Origin of the sequence: Alicyclobacillus suci, from assembly GCF_017329615.1 — a bacterium.
GTDB lineage: Bacteria > Bacillota > Bacilli > Alicyclobacillales > Alicyclobacillaceae > Alicyclobacillus > Alicyclobacillus suci.
This window is the reverse complement of record NZ_JAFMTW010000015.1, coordinates 22,143-48,126: the sequence shown is the minus strand read 5'-3', so window position 1 is coordinate 48,126 and position 25,984 is coordinate 22,143. Positions and strand designations below refer to the sequence as shown.

Annotated in this window: 26 protein-coding genes; 12 read left to right on the top strand and 14 right to left on the bottom strand. The window is 54.9% G+C overall.

The genetic code is table 11. The features are described 5' to 3' along the window. Positions 1-100: 100 nt before the first annotated feature. The 3 genes from rpoE to J3482_RS09715 form a co-directional block, all read right to left on the bottom strand. Positions 101-634 carry a DNA-directed RNA polymerase subunit delta gene (gene rpoE, locus J3482_RS09725; RefSeq protein WP_206916949.1) on the bottom strand — a complete coding sequence of 178 codons (534 nt, stop codon included), beginning with the start codon at positions 632-634 and terminating at the stop codon, positions 101-103. Between the two features lie 257 nt (positions 635-891). After that, positions 892-1,674 carry an enoyl-CoA hydratase/isomerase family protein gene (locus tag J3482_RS09720; RefSeq protein WP_236018096.1) on the bottom strand — a complete coding sequence of 261 codons (783 nt, stop codon included), beginning with the start codon at positions 1,672-1,674 and terminating at the stop codon, positions 892-894. A 98-nt stretch (positions 1,675-1,772) separates the two neighbouring features. Continuing rightward, entirely contained in the window at positions 1,773-3,767 is a 1,995-nt protein-coding gene (locus J3482_RS09715) for a (Fe-S)-binding protein (protein ID WP_206922330.1), read from the bottom strand. 282 nt (positions 3,768-4,049) lie between these two features. Between J3482_RS09715 and J3482_RS09710 the strand changes: the two genes are divergently transcribed. Beyond that, on the top strand, positions 4,050-4,850 hold the full coding sequence (locus J3482_RS09710) for a glycosyltransferase family 2 protein (protein WP_236018095.1): 801 nt from the start codon (positions 4,050-4,052) through the stop codon (positions 4,848-4,850). 63 nt (positions 4,851-4,913) lie between these two features. On the opposite strand, the gene J3482_RS09705 is transcribed toward J3482_RS09710, so the two are convergent. The 4 genes from J3482_RS09705 to speE all read right to left on the bottom strand — a co-directional run bounded on the left by J3482_RS09705 (position 4,914) and on the right by speE (position 7,471). Beyond that, entirely contained in the window at positions 4,914-5,159 is a 246-nt protein-coding gene (locus tag J3482_RS09705; protein WP_146824165.1) for a hypothetical protein, read from the bottom strand. Positions 5,160-5,268: 109 nt separating this feature from the next. Continuing rightward, positions 5,269-5,721, bottom strand: coding sequence for a YwiB family protein (locus tag J3482_RS09700; protein WP_146824164.1), 453 nt, complete (start codon positions 5,719-5,721; stop codon positions 5,269-5,271). 32 nt (positions 5,722-5,753) lie between these two features. Continuing rightward, positions 5,754-6,641 carry an agmatinase gene (gene speB, locus J3482_RS09695; RefSeq protein WP_146824163.1) on the bottom strand — a complete coding sequence of 296 codons (888 nt, stop codon included), beginning with the start codon at positions 6,639-6,641 and terminating at the stop codon, positions 5,754-5,756. Next, positions 6,638-7,471 carry a polyamine aminopropyltransferase gene (gene speE / locus J3482_RS09690; RefSeq protein ID WP_146824162.1) on the bottom strand — a complete coding sequence of 278 codons (834 nt, stop codon included), beginning with the start codon at positions 7,469-7,471 and terminating at the stop codon, positions 6,638-6,640. Before speE ends, speB begins: the two co-directional genes overlap by 4 nt. A gap of 145 nt (positions 7,472-7,616) precedes the next feature. Here speE and J3482_RS09685 point away from each other — a divergent pair, with 145 nt between their 5' ends. Together J3482_RS09685 and J3482_RS09680 are read left to right on the top strand one after the other, a co-directional pair. Beyond that, positions 7,617-9,656, top strand: coding sequence for a transglycosylase domain-containing protein (locus J3482_RS09685; RefSeq protein ID WP_236018094.1), 2,040 nt, complete (start codon positions 7,617-7,619; stop codon positions 9,654-9,656). Between the two features lie 79 nt (positions 9,657-9,735). Beyond that, the gene (locus tag J3482_RS09680; RefSeq protein WP_206922328.1) at positions 9,736-10,923 is read left to right on the top strand and encodes a pyridoxal phosphate-dependent aminotransferase; all 1,188 of its coding nucleotides are present in this window, start codon (positions 9,736-9,738) and stop codon (positions 10,921-10,923) included. 223 nt (positions 10,924-11,146) lie between these two features. Here the strand turns inward: J3482_RS09680 and J3482_RS09675 are convergent, their stop codons facing one another. Beyond that, complete coding sequence (locus J3482_RS09675) at positions 11,147-11,398, bottom strand: hypothetical protein (protein WP_146824160.1); 252 nt, start codon at positions 11,396-11,398, stop codon at positions 11,147-11,149. Positions 11,399-11,774: 376 nt separating this feature from the next. Here J3482_RS09675 and J3482_RS09670 point away from each other — a divergent pair, with 376 nt between their 5' ends. Next, entirely contained in the window at positions 11,775-12,410 is a 636-nt protein-coding gene (locus tag J3482_RS09670) for a hypothetical protein (RefSeq protein ID WP_188332332.1), read from the top strand. A 39-nt stretch (positions 12,411-12,449) separates the two neighbouring features. On the opposite strand, the gene J3482_RS09665 is transcribed toward J3482_RS09670, so the two are convergent. Further along, a complete protein-coding gene (locus J3482_RS09665; RefSeq protein WP_146824159.1) occupies positions 12,450-12,890 on the bottom strand; it encodes a hypothetical protein in 441 nt (146 codons plus the stop codon). 154 nt (positions 12,891-13,044) lie between these two features. Continuing rightward, positions 13,045-13,227 (bottom strand): hypothetical protein, encoded by a 183-nt coding sequence (locus tag J3482_RS09660; RefSeq protein ID WP_223204239.1) that lies wholly within the window; start codon positions 13,225-13,227, stop codon positions 13,045-13,047. A 327-nt stretch (positions 13,228-13,554) separates the two neighbouring features. On the opposite strand from J3482_RS09660, the gene J3482_RS09655 reads away from it, so the two are divergent. Next, positions 13,555-14,010, top strand: a complete 456-nt coding sequence (locus tag J3482_RS09655; protein ID WP_146824158.1) for a hypothetical protein — start codon at positions 13,555-13,557, stop codon at positions 14,008-14,010. 254 nt (positions 14,011-14,264) lie between these two features. On the opposite strand, the gene moaA is transcribed toward J3482_RS09655, so the two are convergent. Then, positions 14,265-15,296: a GTP 3',8-cyclase MoaA gene (gene moaA, locus J3482_RS09650; protein ID WP_206916946.1), complete on the bottom strand. Its 1,032-nt coding sequence runs from the start codon at positions 15,294-15,296 to the stop codon at positions 14,265-14,267. A 247-nt stretch (positions 15,297-15,543) separates the two neighbouring features. Here moaA and J3482_RS09645 point away from each other — a divergent pair, with 247 nt between their 5' ends. The 4 genes from J3482_RS09645 to J3482_RS09630 all read left to right on the top strand — a co-directional run bounded on the left by J3482_RS09645 (position 15,544) and on the right by J3482_RS09630 (position 20,444). Further along, on the top strand, positions 15,544-15,942 hold the full coding sequence (locus J3482_RS09645; protein ID WP_146824156.1) for a methylglyoxal synthase: 399 nt from the start codon (positions 15,544-15,546) through the stop codon (positions 15,940-15,942). A gap of 33 nt (positions 15,943-15,975) precedes the next feature. Next, entirely contained in the window at positions 15,976-17,232 is a 1,257-nt protein-coding gene (locus tag J3482_RS09640; RefSeq protein ID WP_206922327.1) for an aminopeptidase P family protein, read from the top strand. 292 nt (positions 17,233-17,524) lie between these two features. After that, positions 17,525-18,802: an MFS transporter gene (locus tag J3482_RS09635; protein ID WP_146824154.1), complete on the top strand. Its 1,278-nt coding sequence runs from the start codon at positions 17,525-17,527 to the stop codon at positions 18,800-18,802. Between the two features lie 118 nt (positions 18,803-18,920). After that, positions 18,921-20,444 carry a gluconokinase gene (locus J3482_RS09630; RefSeq protein WP_206922326.1) on the top strand — a complete coding sequence of 508 codons (1,524 nt, stop codon included), beginning with the start codon at positions 18,921-18,923 and terminating at the stop codon, positions 20,442-20,444. Here the strand turns inward: J3482_RS09630 and J3482_RS09625 are convergent. After that, a complete protein-coding gene (locus J3482_RS09625; RefSeq protein ID WP_206922325.1) occupies positions 20,421-21,449 on the bottom strand; it encodes a LacI family DNA-binding transcriptional regulator in 1,029 nt (342 codons plus the stop codon). The two genes, J3482_RS09630 and J3482_RS09625, sit on opposite strands and share 24 nt — an antisense overlap. Before the next feature lie 110 nt (positions 21,450-21,559). Continuing rightward, positions 21,560-22,456, bottom strand: a complete 897-nt coding sequence (gnd, locus tag J3482_RS09620; protein ID WP_146824151.1) for a phosphogluconate dehydrogenase (NAD(+)-dependent, decarboxylating) — start codon at positions 22,454-22,456, stop codon at positions 21,560-21,562. 144 nt (positions 22,457-22,600) lie between these two features. Between gnd and udk the strand changes: the two genes are divergently transcribed. Continuing rightward, positions 22,601-23,218, top strand: a complete 618-nt coding sequence (gene udk / locus J3482_RS09615) for a uridine kinase (protein ID WP_021298130.1) — start codon at positions 22,601-22,603, stop codon at positions 23,216-23,218. Between the two features lie 4 nt (positions 23,219-23,222). On the opposite strand, the gene deoD is transcribed toward udk, so the two are convergent. Next, positions 23,223-23,930, bottom strand: coding sequence for a purine-nucleoside phosphorylase (gene deoD, locus J3482_RS09610; RefSeq protein ID WP_146824150.1), 708 nt, complete (start codon positions 23,928-23,930; stop codon positions 23,223-23,225). A 146-nt stretch (positions 23,931-24,076) separates the two neighbouring features. On the opposite strand from deoD, the gene dapD reads away from it, so the two are divergent. Then, the gene (gene dapD / locus J3482_RS09605; RefSeq protein ID WP_223204238.1) at positions 24,077-24,781 is read left to right on the top strand and encodes a 2,3,4,5-tetrahydropyridine-2,6-dicarboxylate N-acetyltransferase; all 705 of its coding nucleotides are present in this window, start codon (positions 24,077-24,079) and stop codon (positions 24,779-24,781) included. Next, the gene (locus J3482_RS09600) at positions 24,781-25,917 is read left to right on the top strand and encodes an N-acetyldiaminopimelate deacetylase (protein ID WP_206922337.1); all 1,137 of its coding nucleotides are present in this window, start codon (positions 24,781-24,783) and stop codon (positions 25,915-25,917) included. The genes dapD and J3482_RS09600 overlap by 1 nt, the downstream gene beginning before the upstream one ends. Positions 25,918-25,984 lie beyond the last annotated feature (67 nt).

Below are 25,984 nucleotides of genomic sequence, written 5' to 3'. Positions count from 1 at the left end.
CATGTATTTGCAAGACACCGTATTTGCACGGCACCGAACCACACACAAAAACTGCGCCCTGGTCACACCCAGAACGCAGTCAAGACGACTGAGTTATCCGTTAGTCTTCCTCTTCCGCTTGGTCCTCATCGTCTTCATCATACAGCTCTTCTTCCTCGAACTCGTCGTCGTCATCCGACAATGCATCATCATCGTCGTCATCCGCGCCCGAAACGAAGTCAATTTCATCGTCGGCAGCCGGTTCGTCGAAGTCTGACTCGTCGACATCCACCGGTTCGACATCCTCGTACTCATCATCCAAATCGTCGTCATCGTCACTAAAGGCATCGCCGGACTTGCGGATGAATTTCTTCCCGCTGAGCCGTTCAGCGACCTTGTCAGTTGGATACCAACGGTTCAGCCCCCACACATTCTGACCAATACAGATGAAGCGGCCATCGACGTTGATCTCTGTGTAGACCCGGGCAATCACGTCGTTGAACTGCTCCTCCGTGAGATTGCGCAACGCTTGGATTTCCTTCATGATATCGCGAAAATAAAGCGGCTCTTTCTTTGCCTTGAGGATCTCGTAGGCAAGCTCCACTAACGGCATTTGTTGGATCTCACGATCCGACCGCGTCAAGGTGACAGCCATTCACACCCGTCCCTTCTACACCTCGTAGCAAATACATGGATTATAGCATACGCTGCAAGACAGTGTCATGCAATTCCTGAGTTTGGCTCGGCAACAGAAAAAACTTCCGTCACCTATGTCAGCATACCCATAGTTTTACCGATTTTAACCTAACCGCGAAGTCCGCGTGAACACCATCTACGGCGCAGATATCTACGCACTGCAGGATGCACACAAGCCAAAACGGTTGATTCTGCCACAACGAGTGTACAGATTCCTTACTCTCCACGGAACTCAGGTGACCTCTTCTCGGTAAACGCTCGCATGCCCTCCTGCTTGTCCACCGTCGCGCTGACGAGCCCAAACAATGTCGCCTCCAGGGACTGACCGCGCTGGAGGTCTACCTCCATCCCATCGTGCACCGCCCGCTTGACATACTGTAAAGCCAGTGGCGCCATCCGATGCAGCCCCTCTGCATAAGCCAAGCCCCTCTTCAGCAGCGCATCGTCGGGCACGACCTGCGTGACCAAACCGTACGATAACGCAGTGGCGGCGTCAATCCGCGAACCGGATAACATCATATGCAACGCCCGACCCACCCCAATGATTCGCGGCAACCGCTGACTGCCCCCGAAGCCTGGCAGGACGCCAAGTTGTACTTCCGGCTGACCAAACTGTGCAGTTTCTGCACAAATACGCACATCGCACGCCAACGCCAACTCCAGGCCGCCACCCAACGCAAAACCTTGAACGAGGGCAATCGTCGGTTGTGGTAGATTGGCGAGCGCGCTAAAGACCCGTTGCCCCATCCGCGCAAATTGTTCCGCTTGTTGCGCATTCATCTCCCGGAGCAAAGCGATGTCCGCTCCAACACTAAACGCGTCGCCTTCACCGCGCAGAAGAATGGTTCGAATGTCCCTGCGGCCGGACAACACCGCAATGTGCATACCAAGTTCCGACAATACGTCGCGATTGAGCACGTTTCGTTGTTGGGGTCGGTTGAGGGTCAGAATCGCCGTCTGATTCTCGAACTGCAGCTGAACAAAATCCTCTTGTGCCAAAATGTGTCCTCCCATCGTCGCCCGATGCATCCGACAGGGACGGGCTGTGGTTGTGTGGTTCATGTTACGCAAGCAAGTTTCACGATATGCACAATAGGTTATGGAGCTGCAGACGCAGGCGCAATCGACATCGCCAACAGTTCCACCACGTCATACGTTTGAATCTCTTCTTCCTTCCCGTGCGCCTTCGTACCATCGTTCATCATCGTCATACAATACGGACAAGCAGTACCAATCACCGTGGCACCTGTGCGAATCGCCTGTTCGGCCCGCAGGACATTAATGCGGGTTCCTGTCTCCTCTTTGAACATCCCGCCACCGCCCGCGCCACAACACATGCTCTTGTTATGATGCCGCTCCATCTCGACCAATTTCACGCCGGGAATCGCCTGTAAAATCAGACGCGGAGCGTCATATATGCCGTTGTAGCGCCCAAGGTAACAAGAGTCGTGGTAGGTGACCGTCTGGTTGAGTGGAGTCGTTGGCTGAAGTCGGCCTTGTTGCAGCAACTGCACGGCAAACTCCGTGGCGTGATAGACCTCCGCCTCAAATCCAAAGTCCGGGTACTCATTTTTAAACGTGTTGTACGCATGCGGGTCGGTCGTGAGAATCTTCTTGACGCCATATTGGCGGAACGTCTCGATATTGCGCTCGACGAATTCCTGATACAAAAACTCGTTGCCAAGCCGCCTCGCAGCGTCGCCGTCGCTCTCCTCTTCCTCCGCCAAAATTGCGAAATCCACGCCAGCCGCCAGCAAAATTTTGGCGAATGCCTGGGCAATTTTCTGACCGCGCTGATCAAACGAAGCCGCCGTACCCACAAAAAACAGATACTCTGCCTGACCATCAACCTCGGCCATCGTTTTGACAGGCAGTTCTCCGACCCACTTTGCCCGATCTCGCCGGCTAATTCCCCACTCATTGGACTGCCGCTCCAAGTTTTGGAACACCTTGTTGACCTCTGGCGACGCCTTCCCTTCCGTCAGCACCAAGTAGCGGCGCAAATCGATGATGTCCTGGACGTGCTCATTCGCGACAGGGCAAGCTTCTTCACAAGCGCGACACGTCGTACATGCCCACACCTCTTCCTCTGTGAAGACACCTTCAAACAGCGGTTGCGACGACAACGCCTCCGCGCCTGCCGCCATCTGCGCCAATAGCCCGGGTCCCTCGGCTGTGATGGTATCTTTCAGCTTCAGGATGACGTTTCGCGGCGACAGCGGTTTGCCACTGAGCGTAGCCGGGCAATTGATATGACAGCGACCACATTCCGTACACGCGTAACCGTCCAGCAGTTGCTTCCACGTGAATTGGTGAATCTGCCCGACCCCAAACTCCTCGACTTGCTCATCTTCCAAATCCAGTTTACGCAATTTACCAGGGGCGTCATAGCGCCGGAAATACCAGTTCGCCATCGCGCCCATCATGTGTGAATGTTTTGATCTCGGGATGACATAGAGAAACGCCGTCAGACACAGAACGTGCACCCAAAAGGCGATTTCAGCCACAATGATGAGCACACCTGCAGATGTCCCTTGAAACGCGTGCGCCAGACCATTGAGCACAGGTGACGCGTTGCCCGGGAACACACCGCGCTCTGCCATCTCCGCACCAGTTGCGACGAAATATGTCACTACCAACAGGGTGATAAGGCCTAAAATCAATCCGGCCTCAAGCGTCGGTTCGGTCCGCATTGGACGAATGATGTATCGACGAAATGCCGCCACGATGATTGCGGCAATTACAAATAGCGAGAACATTTCTTGCATGAAGAGATACCAGGCCATACCTGCCCATGGAAAGTGCCAACCGCTCACGTGATAGACGAGAAAATCCAAATCGCCAAAGACGAGTACTAAAAAGCCCCAGAAAATAAACAGGTGCCCTATGCCGGAGGGCTCTGCAATCACCTTCTTCTGCAAAAGCACGTTGGTGATAAAGCTCCAAATACGCGCCCCGTGCCGTCCCGTGCGCGCGTTATCCGCCTGTGCGACACGAAGGAATTTGTAACGGTCGACCACCGCCGTCGCAAATAGAAAAACGCCGGTTCCAAACACGAGAATAAATAGAATGAGTTGAATCGCAAATCGCATCGGGATGCCTCCTCGCACACTCAGGTCACGCGGTCAACACTCACGCCCGACCAACCGGTCGGTATACTGTGAATCATAACATAACTGCCGAGGAAAAGAACCCTTCTCGCTACGAAAATGTAGGCGCTTACGACCTGGCCTATGTCCCTGCGCCGACCATTGCCCGGCTCTACCGGCACACGCACCACAGCCGGACGACTTTGGGGCGACATTTGGCACCGCATCTAGCACCGATTATAATGGCCGAAGGCACACCGGATGCAGCAACTATGGAGGGATATTATGAACGAACCGCTCGTCACCGTCCTGATTCCTGCATACAACCGGGAACAGTATGTCGGCCAAGCCATTGAAAGCATTCAACAACAAACACTGCAAGACTTTGTTTGCATCGTGATAGATGACGGATCTACTGACCATACTCGTGACATCGTAGAGACGTATTGCAAACTCGACCGACGCATTCAGTGCCTCGCGCTGCCCGAAAATCGCGGCCTCGGCCAAGCGCTGCAGATGGGCCTAGACGCCGTACGCACGCGTTACTTTACCATCCTCGACAGCGACGACTGGTATGCACCGCAGACCCTGGAAACCTGCCTGACAGCCATCGAGGCGGCCGCAACTGACGTCTCCCTCGTCTGTGGCAACGCCGTCATCTGGAAGGAACAACCAAACGGCCAGTTAGTTCAGCAGGGACAACAGCTCGGACGCGCATTCGACAATCAATACGATTTCATCCTCTACGGTCCTACCCTCGTCCCACGATTTTTGCGCACCTCGACGGTACGCGAGGTCGGTGGATTCGAGCGGGATCCCATTACGGACGGCCGCATGGTGGAAGACCGTCTGCTGCTGCTCAAGCTCATCCACATCAGCCGCTTTATTTACGTCAACGACAATCTGTACAATATACGCGTTCACGCGGACAACATGACCAAACCGGAAACGCGCGACAAGTTCATCGAAGTGAAACGATACATCTTCAAGCGGATGCTCAAGGAGTGGGGAGACGAATACGAACCCGAGTTCTACATCCACCCGGAGGGCTGGCTGGACATCAAGGCCCTGATACCCAAGCGATAACAGATAACCTTTGTTCGGGTGCGTATCGGGGGGAATAATCCTGCCGCGGCGCGCGGCGCGTCATTAGCTTTTGCGGCGCTTTGTGCGCCCGTCGGGCCGCGGCAAATCAGCAGACTTCCGGACAATTTGCCTCGCCCGCTGGTATAACGTCGCGCCATATTGGCCCGCCATCTGGCTTGTCCAATCCCCGGTGTCCGTCGGCGACGCATCGGCAAACTCCCGCATGACCTCTTCGCGCATTGCCTCCATCAGAGTTCGGATGAAGCGCGCTTCCTGGTCCCGGCGTACTTCTTGCTCTCGCACATCCACGGCTATCACCTATCCTCGATTTTTGAATTGGCGCCGAGGACGACAGCTGCTTATACATCCAGCACACCCGTATATTCTGTCCAACCGGCCCGGACGGGCAAAGGCTGATTTACGCCTCAAACGTGAGCTCAAGCGCGACGTCGCTTTCCTCGCCTGCCATCTGCATGGCGTAGGCCAAGGTAGCGTGGCCGCCGTTTGGCCCGACATCTACGTGCAGGCGCGTCGTCGTGGTTGAAATCGACACCGACTGCGGCCCCATCGCCATGTGCGACGTATGGTGTTCGCCCGCGCGGAAGGTGTGCGTCCAGTTAATGACGCCGTGGCGAATCCACGTAATGGCATCCGCGTCAAGGCGCAAGGTCGTGCGCACCGTGCCAGCGGCGTCCGAGACTGGTTCCTCGTACGACAGGTAGTGTGCGCCGGCCTTCTGCTGCCAGACGACATCCGAAATCTGTTCTGTCTCCGGCTGCTGCAGTGCATCCGTACGCCGGACCCATGTCAGCACACACGTGCGCTTGTCCGGCGACATTGGCTGATTACCTGAACCTGAATTTGTATGCATCGGCTTCACTCACCCATCTCACTTTGCCCATCTCACTTAACAAACGCCAGCAACGCCTCGCGAATCAACTTCGACGCGAGGATTTGTGTCTGTTCCGTCGGGTCAATCTGCGGTGACACCTCGACCAAATCGAAACCCACGACGTCCAGCGAGGCCAAGTAACGCATCGCGCGGAACGCTTCTGGCGCGAAGATGCCGCCATGTTCGGCGGTGCCTGTGCCAGGGGCTGTGGCGGGATCGAATACATCAATATCCCACGTCACGTAAACCGGTTTGTCGTGCAGTTCCGGCAGGACGGTCTGCAGTGGAGCCGCCAGCTCAAACGGGAAGAAATGTGTGTTTTCGCGCGCCCAGGCGAATTCCTCGCGGGTACCGGAGCGAATGCCGAACTGATACACCTTGTCCGGCCCGATTGCGTCACACACCTTTTTAATCACCGTCGCGTGCGAAAATGGCTGGCCTTCGTAGTGGTCGCGCAAATCCGTGTGTGCGTCAATATGGATGACGCGCAAGTCCGGATACTTTTTTGCGGCGGCTCGAATCGATCCCCACGAGACCAAATGCTCCCCACCGAGCCCTATCGGCAACTTGCCCGCATCATAAAGCGCACGCACGTACGTATAGATGCGGTGCACGCTCTCTTCAGGATTGCCGAATGGCAGTGGGATATCACCTGCATCAAAGTAGGTGATATCCGCAAGATCTTTATCTAGATACGGGCTGTATTCCTCGAGCCCGAGGCTGACTTCGCGGATGCGCGTCGGGCCCAGGCGCGTGCCTGAGCGAAACGACACGGTCCAATCCATAGGCATCCCGTAAATCACAGCCTGTGCGGCGGCGAAATCGTCACTTGATCCGATGAACACATTCCCGCTGTACTCCGGCGCAAACGGTTTTGCGAGTTCGAACTCAAAACTCATGACTCGACGAGCTCCTTAACGAATTGCGGCAGGGCCAAGGACGCATGATGCACCTGCGCATTGTAGTACCGCGTGTTTTGGACGCGGCAGGTTTGCACGTCCTGCGGACGGTGAACCTTGCTGCCCATCGTGAAACTCCACATCCCCGTCGGATACGTCGGTACATGTGCCAAATACAATTGCGAAATCGGGAACGTTCCGCGAACGTCGCGCATGACGTTCTGAATCAATTCCTGGTTGACAAACGGAGATTCCGTCTGAGCGGCCATCAGGCCGTCGGACTTCAGGGCGCGAAAGACCGATTCGTAGAACTGTTTGCTGAACAGGCCGACAGCCGGCCCAATCGGGTCGGTCGAGTCAATCAAAATCACGTCGAAGGTGTCGGGGTGGTCTTCGACATATTGGATGCCGTCGACAATCTGCACGTCCACGCGCGGATCACTCAACCCCGCCGCAATCTGCGGGAAGTATTTTTTCGAAGCCTCGACTACGGCGCCGTCGATTTCCGCGAGCACCGCGCGCTCGACAGACGGGTGCTTGATGACCTCGCGGATAATTCCGCCGTCCCCGCCGCCGACGACCAAGACGTTCTTCGGATTCGGGTGCGTGTGCATCGGCACATGCGCCAGCATCTCGTGATAGACGAATTCGTCCTTATCAGTGGTCATGATGCAGCCATCCAAAACGAGCAGGCGGCCATATTGGGTCGTTTCATAGACGTCGAGCGTCTGGTAAGGGGTCACTTCACTATGTAATGTCTTCTCGATGCGCAAACCGATGGACAAATTTTCATTCTGAAGTTCAGTAAACCATAAATTCGATTGAGGCACAGTCGTGTCTCTCCTCTCAAATAAGGCATGCAGCCCGTATTATACCAAACTGAGACGAGCCGTACACAAGGTTCGTTGACCATACATTTCCAGAACAAATTTTGGGTATTCTACCTTCCATCATTCCCCTTGGGAGGTAAGCGCGTTGCGTCGGAAACCTAATCAATCCAAACAGTCCACCAAAGTGTACCGTCGCAAACCACGCAGCAAAAAATTGTGGATGGCCGCCATCGTCATCCCTTTGGCCACTGGCTTTTCCGGCATGTCCTTGTTGATTCTGCTCCTGCGGTGTCTGCCGCTGCCAAATCAGTCTGTCGCAAATCCAACCGAGATTGACAGCGAAGACGGGGTTCGCCTCGCCGAATGGACGAGCAGTGGCACAGAGGGGCAGCCCGTCCCGTTGTCGCGGATTCCAAAGGCGCTCGTCGAGGCCACGTTGGCCGTCGAGGATGCAAACTTTTATCACGATCACGCCATCGACCTGAAATCGACCGCCCGCGCCATGCTAGTCAATCTGCGGCACGGCGAGGTAGTCGAAGGTGGCTCCACCATCACCCAGCAGTTGGCGAAGAACCTGTTTCTCACGCAGGACAGGACGTACTCGCGCAAAGTCCGCGAGGCACTCTTGGCCATTCAGCTGGAGTTGCACGAACCGAAAGACTGGATTCTCAACCGCTACTTAAATGTCGTCTATTACGGACATGGCGCATACGGCGTACAAGCCGCGTCGCGCCTGTACTTCAATAAATCAGTCGACCAACTCAACCTGGCCGAATGCGCCATGCTCGCCGGCCTGCCGAAGGGACCGTCCATCTACTCGCCGCTGTCCAACATGGACTTGGCGAAGGCGCGACAAAAAGTCGTTCTCTCGCGCATGGTCGCGACGGGCTACCTGACAAAAGCCGAGGCCGACGCAGCCTACCGCCAACCAATTCACATCGCCACCTACCACACGCCGGTCGTCGCAGCACCGTATTTCACGCAGGTGGCGGTCAACGAAGCGAAACACCAGTTTCAAATCAGCGAGGAGCACCTATACCAGGGCGACCTGAAGATTCACACGACGCTTGATCCCCTGCTTCAACAAGCAGCCGAACGGGCCATCGACAAGACGCTGCCCAAGCACAGTGACATTCAGGCAGCACTAGTCGCCATTGATCCAAGAACCGGCGCCATCAAAGCGCTAGTCGGCGGGCGCGACTTCCAGACGAGTCCCTACAACCGGGCGATGGCGCCGCGGCAGCCGGGATCGACCTTTAAAGGCATTCTCTACACGGCGGCGCTGGAAAATGGCTGGACACCGGCCAATCAAGTGGATAGCAAGTTGACGACGTTCGTCTACGGCCAGAACCACGACAAGCAGTACACCGTGCACGACTACGGCGACTTCTACGCCGAACGACCGCTGACACTGCGCGAAGCACTCGCCCGATCAGACAATGTCTACGCGGTCCACACGAACCTCGCCATCGGCCCGGAGAAAGTCGTCGAGACGGCGCACCGAATGGGCATTGAGTCCACCTTGCAGCCATACCCGTCGCTTGCGCTCGGCGTCTTCCCGGTGTCGCCGCTGGAAATGGCCACCGCTTACGCGACGCTCGCCAACGGCGGCTTCAAAGTGACACCGCACGCGGTGACCGAGGTCGACACCCCGGGCAGCGAATTGGCGACGCACCCGGCCACCGAACGGGTCGTGTCCCCGCAGGTGGCCTACCAGATGACGGATTTGCTGACCAGCGTGCTGCAGCCGAACGGCACAGGCTACTCAGTGCACAGTTACCTGCACAACGTCGCCGCCGCGAAGACGGGCACCACCGACACCGACGCCTGGATGGTCGGTTACACGCCCAACCTCGTCTGCGCCGTCTGGGTCGGCTATGACACAAACCGCCCCCTGTCGGTCGCAGAGTCGCACCTGGCGTCGCCGATTTGGGCGAAGTTCATGGGCACCGCGCAGGCACATATGCCGTACAAATGGTACCAACCAGCGCCGGGCCTCAAGGCTTACACAATCGATCCGCTCACAGGCCAACTCGCCACCCCACAATGCCGGGTGACGGAGACGGATTACTTTGTCCCGGGCACGGAACCAACCAAATCTTGCCCAATCCACAATCCGGCACCACCGCAGGCGAAGAGTACGCCGAAGGAGAAATTGTTTGGCTGGTTCCAAAAATGGTTCTGATATGGCGCTAAATTGCGCCAACAACGCCAAGAACTGTGCTACAATGGCGGCAACAAACAGGGAGGGGTGGGGCGTCATCATGGAACAACGCCTGTCCACACGCGTCCGCAACATCAAGCCTTCAGCGACGATGAGCGTCGACGCGAAGACGAAGTCGCTCTTAGCATCGGGACAACCCGTTATCAATATGAGCGTCGGAGAACCAGACTTTGACACGCCGACTGCGGCTGCCTTTGCTGGCATCCGCGCCATCACCAACGGCAACACGCGCTACACGCCAGCCGCAGGGACCGTAGCGCTGCGCAAAGCGATTGTCAGCAAACTGATGACCGAAAATGGACTCACCTACTCGCCGGATCAGATCATCATCTCCAACGGTGCCAAGCACACGCTTTACAACATCTTCACCACCATCTGCGACGAAGGCGACGAGGTCATCCTGCCTGCGCCGTACTGGGTTTCTTACCCAGAGCAAATTGAGCTCGCGGGCGCGAACCCGGTCATCGTCTACTGCGACGAGTCGACCGGGTTCAAAATGACCGCTGCCCAATTGGAAGCGGCCATCACGCCAAAGACGAAGGCGGTGCTCCTGAACACACCGTCAAACCCGACTGGCGCAGTCTACCACGAAGACGAACTCTTGGCGCTCGCCGGGGTACTTCGCCACCACGACGTCTACGTCGTGCTCGACGAAATCTACGAGCGCCTCGTCTACGACGTCAAGCAGACCAGCCTGGCGGCTATCGCGCCGGAATTGCAGGATCGCGCCATCGTCGTCAACGGTTTCTCCAAAGCCTTCGCCATGACCGGATGGCGCTTGGGTTATGCGGCTGCCCCGCTCGATGTAGCGAAGGCCATGGCGAGTTTCCAAAGTCACTCGACCGGCAGCCCGTCGTCCATCTCGCAAGCTGCCGGCCTGACGGCCCTGGCCAACTTTAACCCGGAAGTCGTGCAAACCTTCCAGCACCGCCGCGACATTCTCGTCGAAGGACTCAACTCGCTTACCGGCGTACGTTGTCTGGTACCCGAGGGCGCGTTCTACGCCTTCCCGGACATCTCCGGCGTCATCGGCAAGCGCTACGAAGACAAAACCATCCAGTCGGCAACCGACTACTGCGAGCTGCTGCTCGAGAAGTCGCTGGTCGCCAGCGTTCCAGGCGACGCCTTCGGCTCGCCGAACCACGTGCGCTTCTCCTACGCCGTGGCCGACGACCAAGTCGCGGACGCCGTTTCGCGCATGCGCGAATTCCACCAGAAGCTCGTCTGAGCATCGCGCGTGGAACGCCCGAGCGGCAATTGCATAAGGCTGCGCGCGCAATGGTGCAGGATGCAGGCGCCTCTATGAGGCGCCTGTGCCCAGGGCGTCTGAATCAGACATCCACTGCCCCACGCAGCCGCCACCCAAACAAAAAGGGGCCATCCCCTCGCCCGCGAGTCTGCCGACCAGGAGATGGCCCTCAGTTCCCTTTAGGCACAGGACATGATGACCTTTACTCTGTGGTATCTGGATTCTGTTGCCCATGCGGGTGTGCAGGGTGGATTTCTCCGTAGGGATCCGTCCAGTTTTCGTCATTTCGAATGTCAATCAGCCCTGCCTCGTCCAACTCGTGAAGGACCTCGAACAGGCTGTCGCGCTTGTCTGCCGGCAAGCTACGGACAAAGTCGTTGATATCCTGAGCCGGTGCCGTCTGGACAAAGTGCACGCCGCCATACTTCGCGTACAATTGACGCTTTAATGCCATCGTGCTGCACCCCTTTCCCCGCGTGTGACTCGCAATATTGTCGGACTAAGGAATCAGGCCGCTGTCGCATGCCCACGTCATCCACGCATCATCGCCCGACTGAACATTGGCGGCATCTCTGTCGCTATTCTGTGCCGGAAATGGCGTCCTATTCACAAACGGTGCACATCACACACACGTCCAACACCTGCACCCACTGATAGAGGCCCCGGAAACTCGCGAACTCGCAGGGCTTTGGCGGGCACAATCACCAGAGGCACATGACTGAATAGGATAAGAAGAGACTTCTCTGCGGAAGCGAGGTGCAACCGCCACGAATCAAACATCGAATTTACGCCGAGGCCGCTCGAAAGCACAAAATTCTGCTGCACCCAAATTGGCCAAGGGCGTCGGTAGGGCCAAAGTCAAGCGCGGTGGAAATTTGTCGGGATCGAAATCGACCAAGCCAATCCGCTCCACCGTAGACGACGCCGTATTGGCGAAAGGCCAGTCACCGAACCGAAGGCCACCGGCCCGCAAAAAGACAGGTGCCGCGCGCAAAGCCAAAGGGCGTGCGAATGGCAACGCTCGCCCGGGTAGTCAAGCTGTCGGGCCGTCGACGAAAAAACAAAGCCTGTCGCAGTTACTGTCACCCAAGAATGTCCAGGAGACGATGAAAACCGTCGGCAATTTGCGCGGGATGGTGAAAAATTGGCTAGGATACCTAGAACAAGCGGATAAGATGCTCGATACCATTTTTGTCACTACCAACTCGCTCAAAGAAAGCGGCGTGCTCGACAAACTGGTCAAACATCGCGGAAAAAATTTAAACACTGAGGATTTCACCAGCATTCTGGCTGCCCTGATGTCATCTCCACTGGCAGGAGGGTTCTTCAAGGGGGATGACGGCGACGCCAACGAGTCGACCACACAACCTGCCGCATCGCCGCAACAGACAGCGCAACCCTCTGCGCCGCAGCCACCTCATCCTCAATCGTTGCCGCCTGGTACGCCACAACGCCCACAAATATAAAGGGCGGCGCATCTCGCGCCGCCCCCTCTCGCAGAAAGCTCAACCTTTGGTCTTGGGAACGAATTTCTTAATTTCCTTGAGTGTTTTATCATCTACGTTTTTCCCGTATTTCTTGACCAAATCGTCCACACTTGCGTTCGGGCCATTTTTGGTCGCATCACTGTACGCCTTTACAAACTGCTTAATCCGCTGTTCGGGAACGGGCAGCCCCAACTTGTTCGCGAAGGATTTGGCCATTTGTTCAACTTGGTGGGCGTCTTTCCACTGATCGGGATTTACTTTTTTCACATCGTCCAGAATTTCAAAAATCGCCTTACGCTTACCCGTTAAATTTTTCTTGAGATTGTCGAATGAATTCGACTTCGATGCAACAGTTTCCACTTCCGGAGTCGTCGTCGACGGAGCTTCAGTCGGCCGCTGCCGATTGACTCCAGCCTTTGGGGAAGCTTTGCGCTTGCGTTTATTGGATTGGTTCGCCACGTGTCTGCATCCTCCTCTGTCCATTTCGCTCCATAGAGGAGCCTCCTCACACCATATGTCGAAGGACGAAGAGATGCGCCTCAGATGCCTAGGAATCGGACAAAACGGGCGGCAGAACCAATGGAGCAGAACCAACCAACACGTCAGAGTGACCTCATCGGTACTTGCGAAGATTCGGGCTCCGTAGACGAATGTCAATTCCAGCCCCCGAAATCATTGCCAACAACATCATCAAGCCGCCAATGCCTTTTGCCATGCCATGTTCCAAAATCATCAGGGCGAAACCAGCCAACAATAACAAGCCAAGACTGACAAAGGATAAGATGAACTTTTCCAATTGGTCAATCCTCCCGTGGACACAAGTTTGAATTGTTTCGTACAATGAGCATGTGCCGGTTTTGCGACCAGCGGATCTCGTTCTACATCACGCATTCATGGTATCCACCATTTTAGCACTTTTCAGGCAGTCTGCGTCGAGCGATTGCTCGTATCCCACCGGTGGTTGTTCTTCGACGATATTTTTCACCACACCAGCGTACCCTTAAAAAGCAATTCGCTCGACAATCGTCATCGGCGTGATGTGATTTTGACAAATCCGTCGGGCATCAATGCTTTACAGAGCATGCGGCACAAAAGAATGAATAATAAGGATGAATGATGCATCATGAGACGCTTTTTCGTCGGATTGTTTACGATGGTAGTACTGTTGATTCCAACCTCCGCCTTTGCTTCGGTCTCGACGCCGGTTGTGTCAAACAGCCCGGCGACGGTGCAGACGGCGACACTCAGCAACACGCAACACGCGTCAGTTCAGGTACAGCCGATTCGTTCGTATACGTCTAGGTCATACTCGTCTCGCTCGTACAGTTCGCGGTCCTACTCCTCACCGTCTTATAATTCGCGGACAGGAACGGGAACAAGAACATTCGGAACGCCGTTTGGCGGATTCGGATCACACTTATTCTCATTCGGCGCCGGGTTCTTCTTAGGCCACCTGTTTAATCCGTTCGGCTTTGGGTACGCATATGGCGCCGGACTGAGTCTGTTCCACATCATCTTCGATATCGTGATTATCTGGGTGATTTGGGCAATCGTCCGCCGAATGTTTTTCCGCCGGTAATCCGCGCCACGAGTATAGAACTGCTGCCTGCTTCAGGCGAAGTCGATAACCGAACTTAAGAGTAGATGGTGGCGAGGCGCCCCCATCTACTCAATATTGTCATGGCATTCAATTTCTCTTGTCCAAATATTAAGACTACGCAATCTACTACTGGAGAGAGTGACATATTAGCAACACATGGTGTTTTAGACATTAGTTTGTTTGTAAAATAATTGGGGGGTCCGGTACTGTAAGGCACCCCCCGTTTTGACAACTCACCCGCCAATGCGTGACATTTCAATCCGCGGCCGATGGACAGTCTGTTCGTTGCGCTCCTCCGAATATCTATCGGTACGCGCCTTCCAAACACCCGTCATCACCGCCCGCAGTTCCTCATCCGTCGCCCCATCCCGCAACATCGCGCGAATAGGCTTGCCTCGTGTGGCGAAGAGGCACGTGAACAATTCACCGGAAGCCGTCAGGCGCAACCGCGAGCAACCCGTACAAAACGGCTTCGTGACGGCGTGGATAATGCCAATTTGCCCTGCGCCATCCGCATACGCAAACCGCTCTGCCACCTCTCCTTGCAACTCTGGTGCGACCGGAACGAGCGGATACTTTTCAGCGATGGTGCGAAAAATTTCCGACGCCGGAACCACGTCGTCCAGCTTCCACCCATTGCTGTTGCCGACGTCCATGTATTCGATAAATCGCAACACCACATCGGTGCCCCGAAAGTGCTCTGCCATGGGTAGAATCTCGGTATCGTTAAAGCCCCGGCGAACAACCATATTGACCTTGACCGGCGTCAGACCCGCCGCCAATGCCGACTCAATCGCATTGAGCACGCGCTTTACAGGAAAACCCACATCGTTCATCTTGCGAAACACCGTATCGTCCAACGCGTCGAGGCTGATGGTTATCCTGCGCAGCCCCGCATCCTTGAGCGCCTGGGCGCGTTTGGGCGTCAACATGCTCCCATTGCTGGTCACCGCAATGTCGTCAATCCCCGGAAGTGAGGCCAAGGCGTGGATAATTTCCGGAAGCTCGCGACGAAGTAAGGGTTCCCCACCGGTTAAGCGCACCTTATGCACACCGATTTCAGACAAAATGCGCGTCACCCGAACAATTTCATCTATCGTCAAAATTTCTTCTTCAGAAAGGTACGAGTAGTCTTTTCCGAAGACCTCTTTTGGCATACAGTACTTACATCGGAAGTTACATCGATCCGTCAGCGAGATCCGAAGGTCCTTCAGCGGTCGAGAGAGTGCATCCCGAATGGCGTTGCCCGAATGATGCAAAGACATCTACTCAACCTCCAATCAGCAATAAATCGATTTGCTCAACCAGTGTACCACGGGGAAGCCTAGGCTTGGAAATCGAAGACCGCCCTTTGCAGTCTCGGGAAACTCGCTTACTGGCGATGATCCGACGCGCAAATGCGTGTGCGGATGTGTGAACGATTCATGAGTTGATGAGTTGTTCACCACTTTTTAAATGCTTTGCGTTACACTGGAGTCAGCAATGCATTGTCCACAAGGGGGACCCTGTTGTATGAACGTAGCGATGATCGCTCATGACCAAAAAAAGAACGACATTGTTTACTTGGCCATTGCGTATCAGAACATCCTGAAGAACGCGAACCTGTATGCCACTGGAACCACCGGCCTGCGGATTGCAGAAGCCACGGGCCTCCATGTTCATCGGTTTCAGTCTGGTCCGTATGGTGGAGATCAACAAATTGGCGCCATGATTGCCAACAATGAGATGGACTTCGTCGTGTTCCTGCGTGATCCACTGACTGCACAGCCTCATGATCCTGATATTAGCGCACTGCTTCGACTGTGTGACGTACATAACGTCCCTGTGGCGACCAATATGGCGACAGCTGAAGCCCTGATCCGGGCCATGGATGCTGGCCTCATCGATTTCAAACCGAAAGTTCGGGACTAATCCCCCAAAGCGAGTTGGAAAGGATGTCTGCAGATGTTTGATGCACACCTATTGGAAGGCCGGCGCAATCGCATTGCCGAGCAAATGGCCGACCGGTCTCTTGCCGTCCTGTTCTCCGGACGCGCACCGCATAAATCGCGCGACGCTGTGTACCCGTTTCACGCTAACCGAAATTTCTACTACCTCACTGGAATTGATCGCGAGCACGCAGCGCTCATCCTCCAAAAGAAGGACGGCACTCTATCAGCGACATTATTCACCGAACACGTGGATGAGACACAAGAGAAGTGGACAGGAAAGCGCATGCGCGACGAGGAAGCGCAGACGAGGTCTGGCATTGCGGATATTCGCGACATTTCGCAGGTCGAGTCCACGTTCGGCGCCCTACTGTCGGACGCCGACTACGATACTGTCTATCTAGATCTCCAACAAAACGACTGGAACCAGACAGAAACCGTGGCGCATCAATTTGCGCGCGAAATCTCAGCGCGCTACCCTGGCCTTGACATCCGCAACATCCATGCCGGCATCTGCCGCCTGCGTGCGGTCAAAGACCAAGCCGAAGTCAATGCCATTCGAGAAGCGATTCGGGTCACAAAACTCGGCATTGAAAACATGATGGCGCATGCACATGGGGATATCAACGAGTACGAATTACAAGCGTTTTTCGACTTTACATTGCGCAGTAATGGCATCTCCGAGCATGCGTTTCCATCCATCATCGCGGGCGGTGAGCGCGCGACAATCCTTCATTACGAGGAAAATGACCAACGCGTCGCCGATGGCGACCTCGTCTTGATTGACCTTGGCGCAGCATATCTGCATTACTCAGCGGATATCAGTCGCACATTTCCGGTCAACGGCCGATTTACGCCGCGGCAACGCGAATTGTACGAAGTTGTGCTGACGGCCATGGAAGAAACCATCGCTGCGGTGAAGCCGGGCATGACCTACCCCGAGTTAAACGAGGTGACAAAAGCCACGTTGACGCGGGAATGTAAACGCATTGGCCTCATCCAGTCCGATGAAGAAATCAGTAAATACTATTACCACAGCGTAAGCCACCCATTAGGACTCGATACGCACGATGTACACGGGCGTGGATTCCCGATTGAGGTCGGTTCCGTCATCACGATTGAACCTGGGTTATACGTGGCAGAGGAAGGCATTGGCATTCGTATTGAAGACGATATCTTAGTGACCGAGTCTGGCACCGAAAATCTATCTGCAGACATCCTCAAGACAGTCGACGAAATTGAGGCCTTTATGGCAAGTCGAGCCCCCAAATAAACACCAAAACGACCCCACATAGCAGATTCAATCCGGCTAACATCAACGAAAGTTGGGCATCGTAACGACGATGCCTTTTTTTGTATTTCATTTTGTGCTTCACATTTTACAAGAGGTTTGATATTGTTCAGTATATCGTTTTCGTAAAACGTTTTCCAAAAACGTTTTACCTACATGTGAACCTTTTCACACGACTCTCGACTAAGGTGTCGAGATGTAACCGAATTCGTTTAGGTGATGTCTTGAGCGCATGCGCATTCAGGACATGCTCCACCTTGAGGGAGGGGATTTTATGAAACGTTGGTGGATAGGACTTCTCATTGGTTTTGGTATCCTCATCAACTACTTCGACAGAACCAATCTGTCAGTTGCACAACAGCCCATCTCGGATTTGTATCACTTAAGCAGTGGGCAAATGGGTATCATTTTGTCATCATTCGGTTGGTCGTACGCGCTCTTCCAAATTCCTGTCGGCGCGCTGCTCGATAAAATCGGTCCAAAGTGGCTGGTCCGAATCGGCACACTCCTGTGGTCTTTGGCGACATTGATGACCGCTGTGGTCAGCGGAATGGGATTGATTCTCCTATCGCGTATCATTCTGGGTGCCGCGGAAGCGCCTGCATTTCCAGCTGCATCGAAGGCGACAGGCTACTGGTTCCCAGTTCGTGAACGGGGCTTAGCGACTTCGATTTTCGATGCCGCTGCAAAGTTCTCAAACGTCATCGGGACGCCATTAATCGCTTGGGCAGTATTTGAGTGGGGCTGGAAAGGCGGTTTTTGGCTGACGGGCGTGCTAAGCCTCGTCTACCTCGTGCTGTACTGGATTTTCTATCGTGATCCAAAAGATGCTAAACTCTCACAAAAAGAAGCCGACTTACTCCGCGAAGGCGGTGCCCAAAAAATCGGAACGGCACCTGGCGGATACGGCAAGAACCTCGCATTTGTCCTGTCCCAACGCAAAATTTGGGGACTGACGCTCGGGTTCACTGCATACGGTTACACTTTTTACCTATTCCTCACCTGGTTGCCGGGTTACCTAGAAAAACAAATGCACATGACGATTTTGAAATCCGGTTGGTACACCGCGGGCCCATGGCTGGTTGCAACGCTTACAGACCTGATCATCGGCGGCTGGTTGGTGGACCATCTCATCAAACGCGGTCACGACTCCACGCGAGTCCGCAAAACGATTCTCGTCATTGGTATGATTCTTGGCTTGGCCGTGATTCCAGCGGCATTCACCAACAACGCGAACGTCGCCGTCATCTTTATCGCCATCGCACTGGGTGGGCTCGCCTTCTCTGCCCCAATCGGCTGGAGTATCCCATCCTTGATTTCACCACGCGGCACCGTCGGTACCGTCGGAAGTGTCATCAACTTCTTCAACAACTTGATGAGTATCGTGGCACCTATCGTCACCGGCTATGTTGTGCAGTTCACAGGGTCTTTCGAATCTGCGTTCATTATTGCCGGCATTGTCCTCATCCTCGGTATCTTGTGCTACGTACTCATGCTCGGTAAAATCGAGCCAATCCGTTCACCTTTTGAGGACGCAGAAACTGCGAAATAAGCGAAGCAATACAGCATGTTCGTAGACAAGACAGTGGCGACCATCGTCCTGTCAGACAAACAACCTTTGGTGGCCGTCGGATTCCGACGGCCAACCTCGCTTTGGGATGTGGAGAGCCTTGAGTCAGAATGAATACGGAAAACATTGCATCGTCGGTTTAGATATTGGGACGACCACCGCAAAAGCCATCGCCTATCAGCAGGACGGTTCAGAAATCACGAGCTACAGCGCCCGCGTTCGCACAAACAGCGATGACGACGGCACCGCAGTACAAGACCCAGAAGAGGTATACGCATCCGTCACCGGTGTCTTTACGGCCGTCTGCCGCGACGTAATTGGCGCAGGTTTTACCATTGACGCAGTCGGGTTCAGTGCAGCGATGCACAGCCTCATTCCGATGGATGACGAGGATACGCCGCTGTTTCCTGCCATGCTTTGGTTGGACGCCCGACCATCCCAAGAAGCCTCTTCGCTGTGGAACAGCCCCGCCGGCAAGGATATCTATCGCCATACGGGTACCCCCATTCACGCCATGGCACCGATTGCCAAAATCGCGTGGTTTCGTCAAGCTTACCCGCAGTTGTTCAAGCGAACAGCGCGTTTCGTATCCATTAAGGAATATGTCTGGCACCGCTGGTTCAGTGTATGGGAGGTCGACCACGCCATCGCCTCCGCCACGGGCCTCTTCGACGCCACGGCGTTTGACTGGTATGGCCCAGCCCTGACATACGCAGGCATTACACCGAAACAACTATCGACGCTCGTGCCGACCAACCATATCCGCACGCTCGATATCTCACCGTGGATTGGCGACGTGACAAAGTCCATCTCGCAAATCCCCGTTTGTATCGGCGGATCAGACGGCGTCTTGGCTACGGTCGCCGCTGGCGCTATGGATGGCGGGAAAATGGTGCTCACCATGGGGACGAGCCTAGCCATTCGCACAGGTTATCGTCATCATTCATCTCACGAGTCGATTCGTGCGTTTTCCTACCCACTCGCAGCGGGTCAATATGTGGTCGGCGCACCGAGCAACAGTGGCGGCGTGGTGCTTGACTGGTTATACCGCAACGTGTTGACGGAAGCAGGCGAACAATTCGCAAAGCGATTCCCGCGCCTCGTCGAGGAGGCTGGAAACCTCACAGCAGACAACTTATTTTGCATTCCGTATGTATCTGGAGAACGTGCACCCATTTGGGATGAATCGGCTTCCCTGTCGTTCATCGGCCTGAAAAGATATCACAATCAGGTGCATTTGATACGCGCGGGGATTGAGGGGATTTTGTTTAACGCCTACTGGATTGCGCAACAGTTAATGACATCGCTGGGCACGCCAAAGCGCCTGATTGTCTCAGGCAAGTTGTTTCAACAAGCGTGGGTTCGTCAATGGACGGCAGATCTGTTCAACGTGGAAATCGAAACCCAAGCGGAGATTGACGGCGCCACACTGGGTGCAGCCATGGTCGCAAACGAAGCCATTGGCAACAGGCCGATGGAGATACATCACGAGGCTTTGGACGTGACAACCCCGTCCGTCGACGCGCACAAACGCCTTGTTCAGAAGTTTGAGCGGTTTCGCCAGCTCTGTGCGGCAGTCTTGCCGGAAACGAACGCCCAATCAGGTACGCCGCAACTGCGTTGAACCGCCGACAATCACATCCGATGCAATTTTCTTTTCCCCGGGTATGACCACATTTGCTGTCTCGTCAGGTTTTTCCAACCTGTCGAGCAGCATTTCCCCGGTAATCGCTCCCATGGCATCAACCGGCTGCTCCACACACGTCAATGACGGTCTCACCAATTCGGCCCAATCCGGTCTATCAAACGTAGCAATCCCCAATTCGCTAGGGACGTGTAATCCCAACTCCATCAGTCTGGGGTAAAGCCGCAGCATCAACAACCCATTGCCAGTGTAGATAGCAATTGGCGCGTGCGCTTTCGCGGCGGCCAGTTCATCCAAAACGGCTTGAAAAGTGTCTTCCCGCTCGCGGTCGACGGTGACCACAAGGGGCGTCACAGAGTGGGCCTGACACGCGCTGAGATAGCCCTGAAGGCGTTCTCTGCGGGTATGTACCCCATCCTCGGCCTCCGTCACATAAAGCACGCGAGAGTAGCCCTGGTCAAACAAATGCTCCGTCAAGTGCTTTGATGCTTCCAGATTATTTGTAATGACATTCGTGACTTGCGGAATCGAATAGGCCCGATCCACGAGGATAACTGGAATTTGCTTTGCGATTTCAGCGAGGAGATTTGCATTTTTACCATCGCTTTGCAGTACCATCGCGTCGACGCGCTTGGCGTGCAGCGACTGGACAACGGCCCGTTCGCGCTCGGAATCGCCTCCTGTTTCACTGACAAACAAATGATACCCAGCAGGCGACAAAACTTGGTTGAGCGAGCGCATAAAGCCGACACAGAACGGATAGCTCATATTGACGACCACAGCAGCCACGATTTTGGTGCGGTTGCCTTTCAGGCCCTGTGCAAGGGCGTTCGGACGGTAGCCGAGATTGCGTATCACTTCTGCAATGCGGTTGCGCGTGGCCTCACTCATCGAGTCGTAGCGCTCGTTGAGGTACCGTGAAACCGTGGTGATTGACACGCCGGCATGACGGGCCACATCTTGAATCGTGACGCGTTTATCCACTCGTGTCGCTCCCCTCGACCATCGTCCGTCGTCCTCCCTTACTCTGTACAGCGTTGTTCACTAGACCGGTATTGCCACGCTTGTGCCAGACCGCCTACCCTACCTGACCGTTACGCCTTTTCGACAGCGTGCCCGCCGAACTGATTGCGCAGTGCAGCCTGCACTTTGCCTGTGAACGTGTCGGTCTCTTCAGAACGGTAACGCATCAACAGTGACATCGTGATAATCGGTGCAGCCACTTGGAAGTTAAGCGCCTCTTCAACGGTCCATTTGCCTTCGCCAGAAGAATGAACAACGCCCTTAATCTGCTCCAGGCGCGGATCTTCACGGAATGCACTCTCGGTCAATTCCATCAACCAACCGCGGATGACGGAGCCGTTCGACCAGCAGCGTGCGACTTCCGCAAAGTCGTAGTCAAATGGGCTCTTCTCCAGAACTTCAAAGCCTTCGCCGATAGCGGCCATCATGCCGTACTCAATGCCGTTGTGCACCATTTTGCAATAGTGCCCACTGCCAGCGCGGCCCGTGTAGACGTAACCGTTTGGCACAGCGGTGTCGCGGAACAGCGGTTCGATGGTCTTGAACACTTCAGCATCGCCGCCAATCATGTAGCAAGCACCGTGGCGCGCGCCTTCCGTGCCCCCAGACGTACCGACATCAAAGAAATAAATGCCATGCTTGGACAGATCTTCAGCGTGGCGGATACTTTCTTTATAGTGAGAGTTACCACCCTCAATGATGATATCGCCCTTGGACAAGAGCGGCGTCAGTTGGTCAATCAAGTTGTCCACTGGTTTGCCATGTGGAACCATCAACCAGACGATGCGTGGAGCCTGTAGCTTCTCGACGAGGTCTGCAATCGACGATGCGCCAGTCGCGCCCTCTCCTGCCAAGCGTTCTACAGCTTTCTTGTCGAGATCAAATGCAACGACTTCGTGCTTGTGATCCATCATGTTCAGGGCCAAGTTATACCCCATTTTTCCAAGTCCAATAATACCAATCTGCATATTTCTCTCCATCCTTTCTGTGGCCGACCAAACAACGCGCGACATATCTTCATGATGCGCGATGAATGATATCTGATTGCGCTTGTATCGGTCGATCCTTTTCATGTATACTGCCTGACGTTGCGCAAAGGAGTGTCCGTTCGAATGTTAATCATAGGAATCGCCGGCGGGACAGGCTCCGGGAAAACGTCAGTGGCAAGGGCTATCCTTGAACAACTTGGTGCCCAATCTGTCGCGCTCATTTCCCAGGATGCCTATTATCAAGATCATTCCGACCTGCCGTTTGAACGTCGCCAACAACTCAACTACGACCATCCCGACTCGTTTGACAACGACCTGTTGCGCGAGCATGTGACCACATTGCGACAAGGCGGGTCCATCGAGATGCCCATCTATGATTTCAAGACGCACAATCGGAGCGCACAAACCATTCATGTGCCCGCCCGACCGGTCATCATTCTAGAAGGCATTCACGTCCTCGTCGATCCCGAACTAAGGGCCCTGCTCGACATCAAGGTGTTTGTCGATACCGACCCAGATGTTCGAGTCTTGCGGCGCATTCGGCGCGATATTGAAGAACGTGGTCGCAGCATCGAATCAGTTTACGACCAGTACCTAAGTACTGTCAAACCGATGCACGACGCGTTTATCGAGCCGTCAAAACGGTTCGCCGACCTCATTATTCCGGAAGGCGGTCAAAATCAAATTGCGATTGCCTTGTTGACGACCCGCGTCAGTCAGTTCCTCAGTGAAAACAACTGAATGATTACTGGCTGATAGCTGTCTCGAGCGCGATTTCCATCATCTCGTGGAACGTAGTCTGGCGCTCTTCGGACGTAGTCGCCTCACCAGTCAAAATATGGTCACTGACGGTCAAAATGGAAAGCGCCTTGGCATCAAATTGTGCGGCCAATGTAAATAGGGCCGCGCTTTCCATTTCCAAAGCCAGCACGCCGAAGTTTGCCCACTTCTCCAGGTCCGCTACGCCGTCGTTGTAGAACAAATCCGTCGTGAAAACGTTGCCGACCTTCGCCTCTACGTTTCTCTCTTTTGCCACTTGGTATGCCTTATACAACAGGTCAAAACTCGCGGTCGGCGCATAGTCCATCTGGCCAAAGCGCAGGCGGTTGACGTTGGAATCGGTGGAAGCGCTCATCGCCAGAATCACGTCGCGCACGTTGATGTCCTTTTGAATCGCGCCACACGTACCGACTCGAATCAACGTTTTGACGCCATATGACTGCATCAATTCAGTGACGTAAATGGAGATGCTGGGCACACCCATGCCAGTCCCCTGCACGGAGACAGGAACTCCTTTGTACTTGCCCGTAAACCCGTACATCCCGCGAACCTCATTATAGCAAACGGCATTGTCGAGATAGGTCTCCGCAATATACTTTGCCCGCAATGGGTCGCCCGGCAACAGAACCCTATCTGCGACAGACCCTTCTACAGCACCAATATGTACACTCATTCCGTACCCTCCTTTGCGAGGATGATGTCGGCTGTGACACTAAATCCTCTCTCTGTGACAACCTCCTTCATCATACCAGAGACGCTTGCCAGTCTCCATGTGTTCGGTATGATGAGGGGAGACAAACTTGCGAAGGAGCTGGCGCAGTGAATTCAGCTGAAGAAATTATCCGTTATATCTCAGAAAGCAAAAAGCGTACGCCTGTTAAGGTGTACATCAAAGGCCGCCTTGATGACGTCACATTTCCCGAGGGCATTCAATCGTTCGTCAGCGGTGGTACCGGCGTCATCTTTGGTGAATGGTCCGACGTGGAAACGTTTCTCAGCCAGCACAAAGATGAGATTGAAGATCACGTAATCGAGACGGATCGCCGGAATTCCGCCATTCCACTGCTCGACACCAAGGGCATACAAGCCCGCATTGAGCCTGGGGCTATCATCCGCGACAAGGTGACCATTGGTGACAACGCGGTCATCATGATGGGCGCAGTCATCAACATTGGCGCAGAAATTGGATCCGGCACGATGATTGACATGGGCGCAATTCTCGGTGGCCGCGCCACGGTTGGGAGGAATTGTCATATCGGTGCAGGTGCCGTCCTGGCTGGCGTCATTGAGCCTCCTTCCGCACAGCCTGTGGTCGTGGAAGACGACGTGTTGATTGGCGCGAACGCGGTCGTTCTGGAAGGCGTGCGAATTGGCAAAGGCTCCGTCGTGGCGGCAGGAGCAGTGGTGATTGAAGACGTCGCACCGGGCACGGTGGTCGCCGGAGTTCCAGCGCGCGTCATTAAGCAAATCCACGAGACGGACAAGTCCAAAATCGAAATCAAGCAGGAACTGAGACGTCTATGATGGACGCTGTCCAACTTGCATCCGTCCGGCAGGCGTTTCATCAAATTCCCGAATTGGGGTTTGCAGAACATCAAACACAAGCGCTTCTCCTGTCGCTTATCTCGGAGTTGCCGCAAACGCACCTTCAGGTGACGACGTGGCGTACCGGCGTCTTAGCGCTGGTGCGGGGCGCGGCGCCCACGCGGCGAATCGCCTACCGGGCTGACATGGATGGGCTGCCCATTCGCGAGGAGACGGGCGTTCCCTTCGCTTCAACCCACGACGGCATGATGCACGCTTGTGGTCACGACGTCCATATGACGATTGGGTATGGCCTGTTGTCTCACTTCGCCACGCACCAACCTGTGGACGACATCCTATTTGTCTTTCAGCCTGCAGAAGAAGGCCCAGGTGGCGCTCTGCCGATGCTCGCCAGCGACGAATTTCAGGCGCTGCGCCCCGATGCCATTTTTGCGTTGCACGTTCAGCCGGATTTGGCCGTCGGCGAGATTGGGCTGCGCCCAGGTATCCTGTTCGCCAACACGTCAGAATTGTTCATTGACCTGATTGGCCGCGGCGGCCACGCGGCCTTCCCGCATCGCGCGAATGACATGGTGGTCGCCGGCGCACAGTTCATCAGTGCCATTCAGTCTATCGTCTCGCGCAATATTGATCCGCTCGACGCTGCCGTCATCACGATTGGTCGATTGGAAGCGGGAACGAAACAGAATATCATCGCGGAGCAAGCCCGTATTGAGGGGACTATTCGGGCGCTGTCGAACGATACGATGGGACGGGTCAAACAGCGGATCGAATCTGTACTCGACGGCATCGCTCGCATGTTTGACTGCACGTACGCCCTCGACTATGGCGCGAACTACTACCAGGTTTGGAACGAAGAACGGCTGACAGAAGGATTTATCTCGTTTGTTGAAACCCGGTCACTGGCCCGCGTCAAACGCGTGCCGACGGCAATGACGGGCGAGGATTTCGGCTACTTCCTGCGGGACATTCCTGGCTTCTTATTCTGGTTGGGCGCCGAAACCCCCTATGGCTTGCACCACGCGAAAATGCTGCCGAACCAAGCATGCGTGGAGGTGGCGCTGAAGGTGCTCATTCCCTACTTTAGGGAACGCGGCTACCTCGGCGCATTGTAAATCTACGCAAGGGACGAACAGACGAACTAGATGGACGGTCCGCCCATGCAAGGGCGGACTTACGTCC

What these genes read in the sequence shown, in the direction of transcription:
- J3482_RS09640 (WP_206922327.1), top strand. Translation starts at nt 15,976, where the DNA reads ATGTTTGATGCACACCTATTGGAAGGCCGGCGCAATCGCATTGCCGAG.
- J3482_RS09645 (WP_146824156.1), top strand. Translation starts at nt 15,544, where the DNA reads ATGAACGTAGCGATGATCGCTCATGACCAAAAAAAGAACGACATTGTT.
- J3482_RS09715 (WP_206922330.1), bottom strand. Translation starts at nt 3,767, where the DNA reads ATGCGATTTGCGATTCAACTCATTCTATTTATTCTCGTGTTTGGAACC.
- deoD (WP_146824150.1), bottom strand. Translation starts at nt 23,930, where the DNA reads ATGAGTGTACATATTGGTGCTGTAGAAGGGTCTGTCGCAGATAGGGTT.
- J3482_RS09680 (WP_206922328.1), top strand. Translation starts at nt 9,736, where the DNA reads ATGGAACAACGCCTGTCCACACGCGTCCGCAACATCAAGCCTTCAGCG.
- J3482_RS09655 (WP_146824158.1), top strand. Translation starts at nt 13,555, where the DNA reads ATGAGACGCTTTTTCGTCGGATTGTTTACGATGGTAGTACTGTTGATT.
- J3482_RS09600 (WP_206922337.1), top strand. Translation starts at nt 24,781, where the DNA reads ATGGACGCTGTCCAACTTGCATCCGTCCGGCAGGCGTTTCATCAAATT.
- moaA (WP_206916946.1), bottom strand. Translation starts at nt 15,296, where the DNA reads ATGTCTTTGCATCATTCGGGCAACGCCATTCGGGATGCACTCTCTCGA.
- gnd (WP_146824151.1), bottom strand. Translation starts at nt 22,456, where the DNA reads ATGCAGATTGGTATTATTGGACTTGGAAAAATGGGGTATAACTTGGCC.
- speB (WP_146824163.1), bottom strand. Translation starts at nt 6,641, where the DNA reads ATGAGTTTTGAGTTCGAACTCGCAAAACCGTTTGCGCCGGAGTACAGC.
- J3482_RS09635 (WP_146824154.1), top strand. Translation starts at nt 17,525, where the DNA reads ATGAAACGTTGGTGGATAGGACTTCTCATTGGTTTTGGTATCCTCATC.
- J3482_RS09700 (WP_146824164.1), bottom strand. Translation starts at nt 5,721, where the DNA reads ATGCATACAAATTCAGGTTCAGGTAATCAGCCAATGTCGCCGGACAAG.
- J3482_RS09710 (WP_236018095.1), top strand. Translation starts at nt 4,050, where the DNA reads ATGAACGAACCGCTCGTCACCGTCCTGATTCCTGCATACAACCGGGAA.
- J3482_RS09675 (WP_146824160.1), bottom strand. Translation starts at nt 11,398, where the DNA reads ATGGCATTAAAGCGTCAATTGTACGCGAAGTATGGCGGCGTGCACTTT.
- rpoE (WP_206916949.1), bottom strand. Translation starts at nt 634, where the DNA reads ATGGCTGTCACCTTGACGCGGTCGGATCGTGAGATCCAACAAATGCCG.
- udk (WP_021298130.1), top strand. Translation starts at nt 22,601, where the DNA reads ATGTTAATCATAGGAATCGCCGGCGGGACAGGCTCCGGGAAAACGTCA.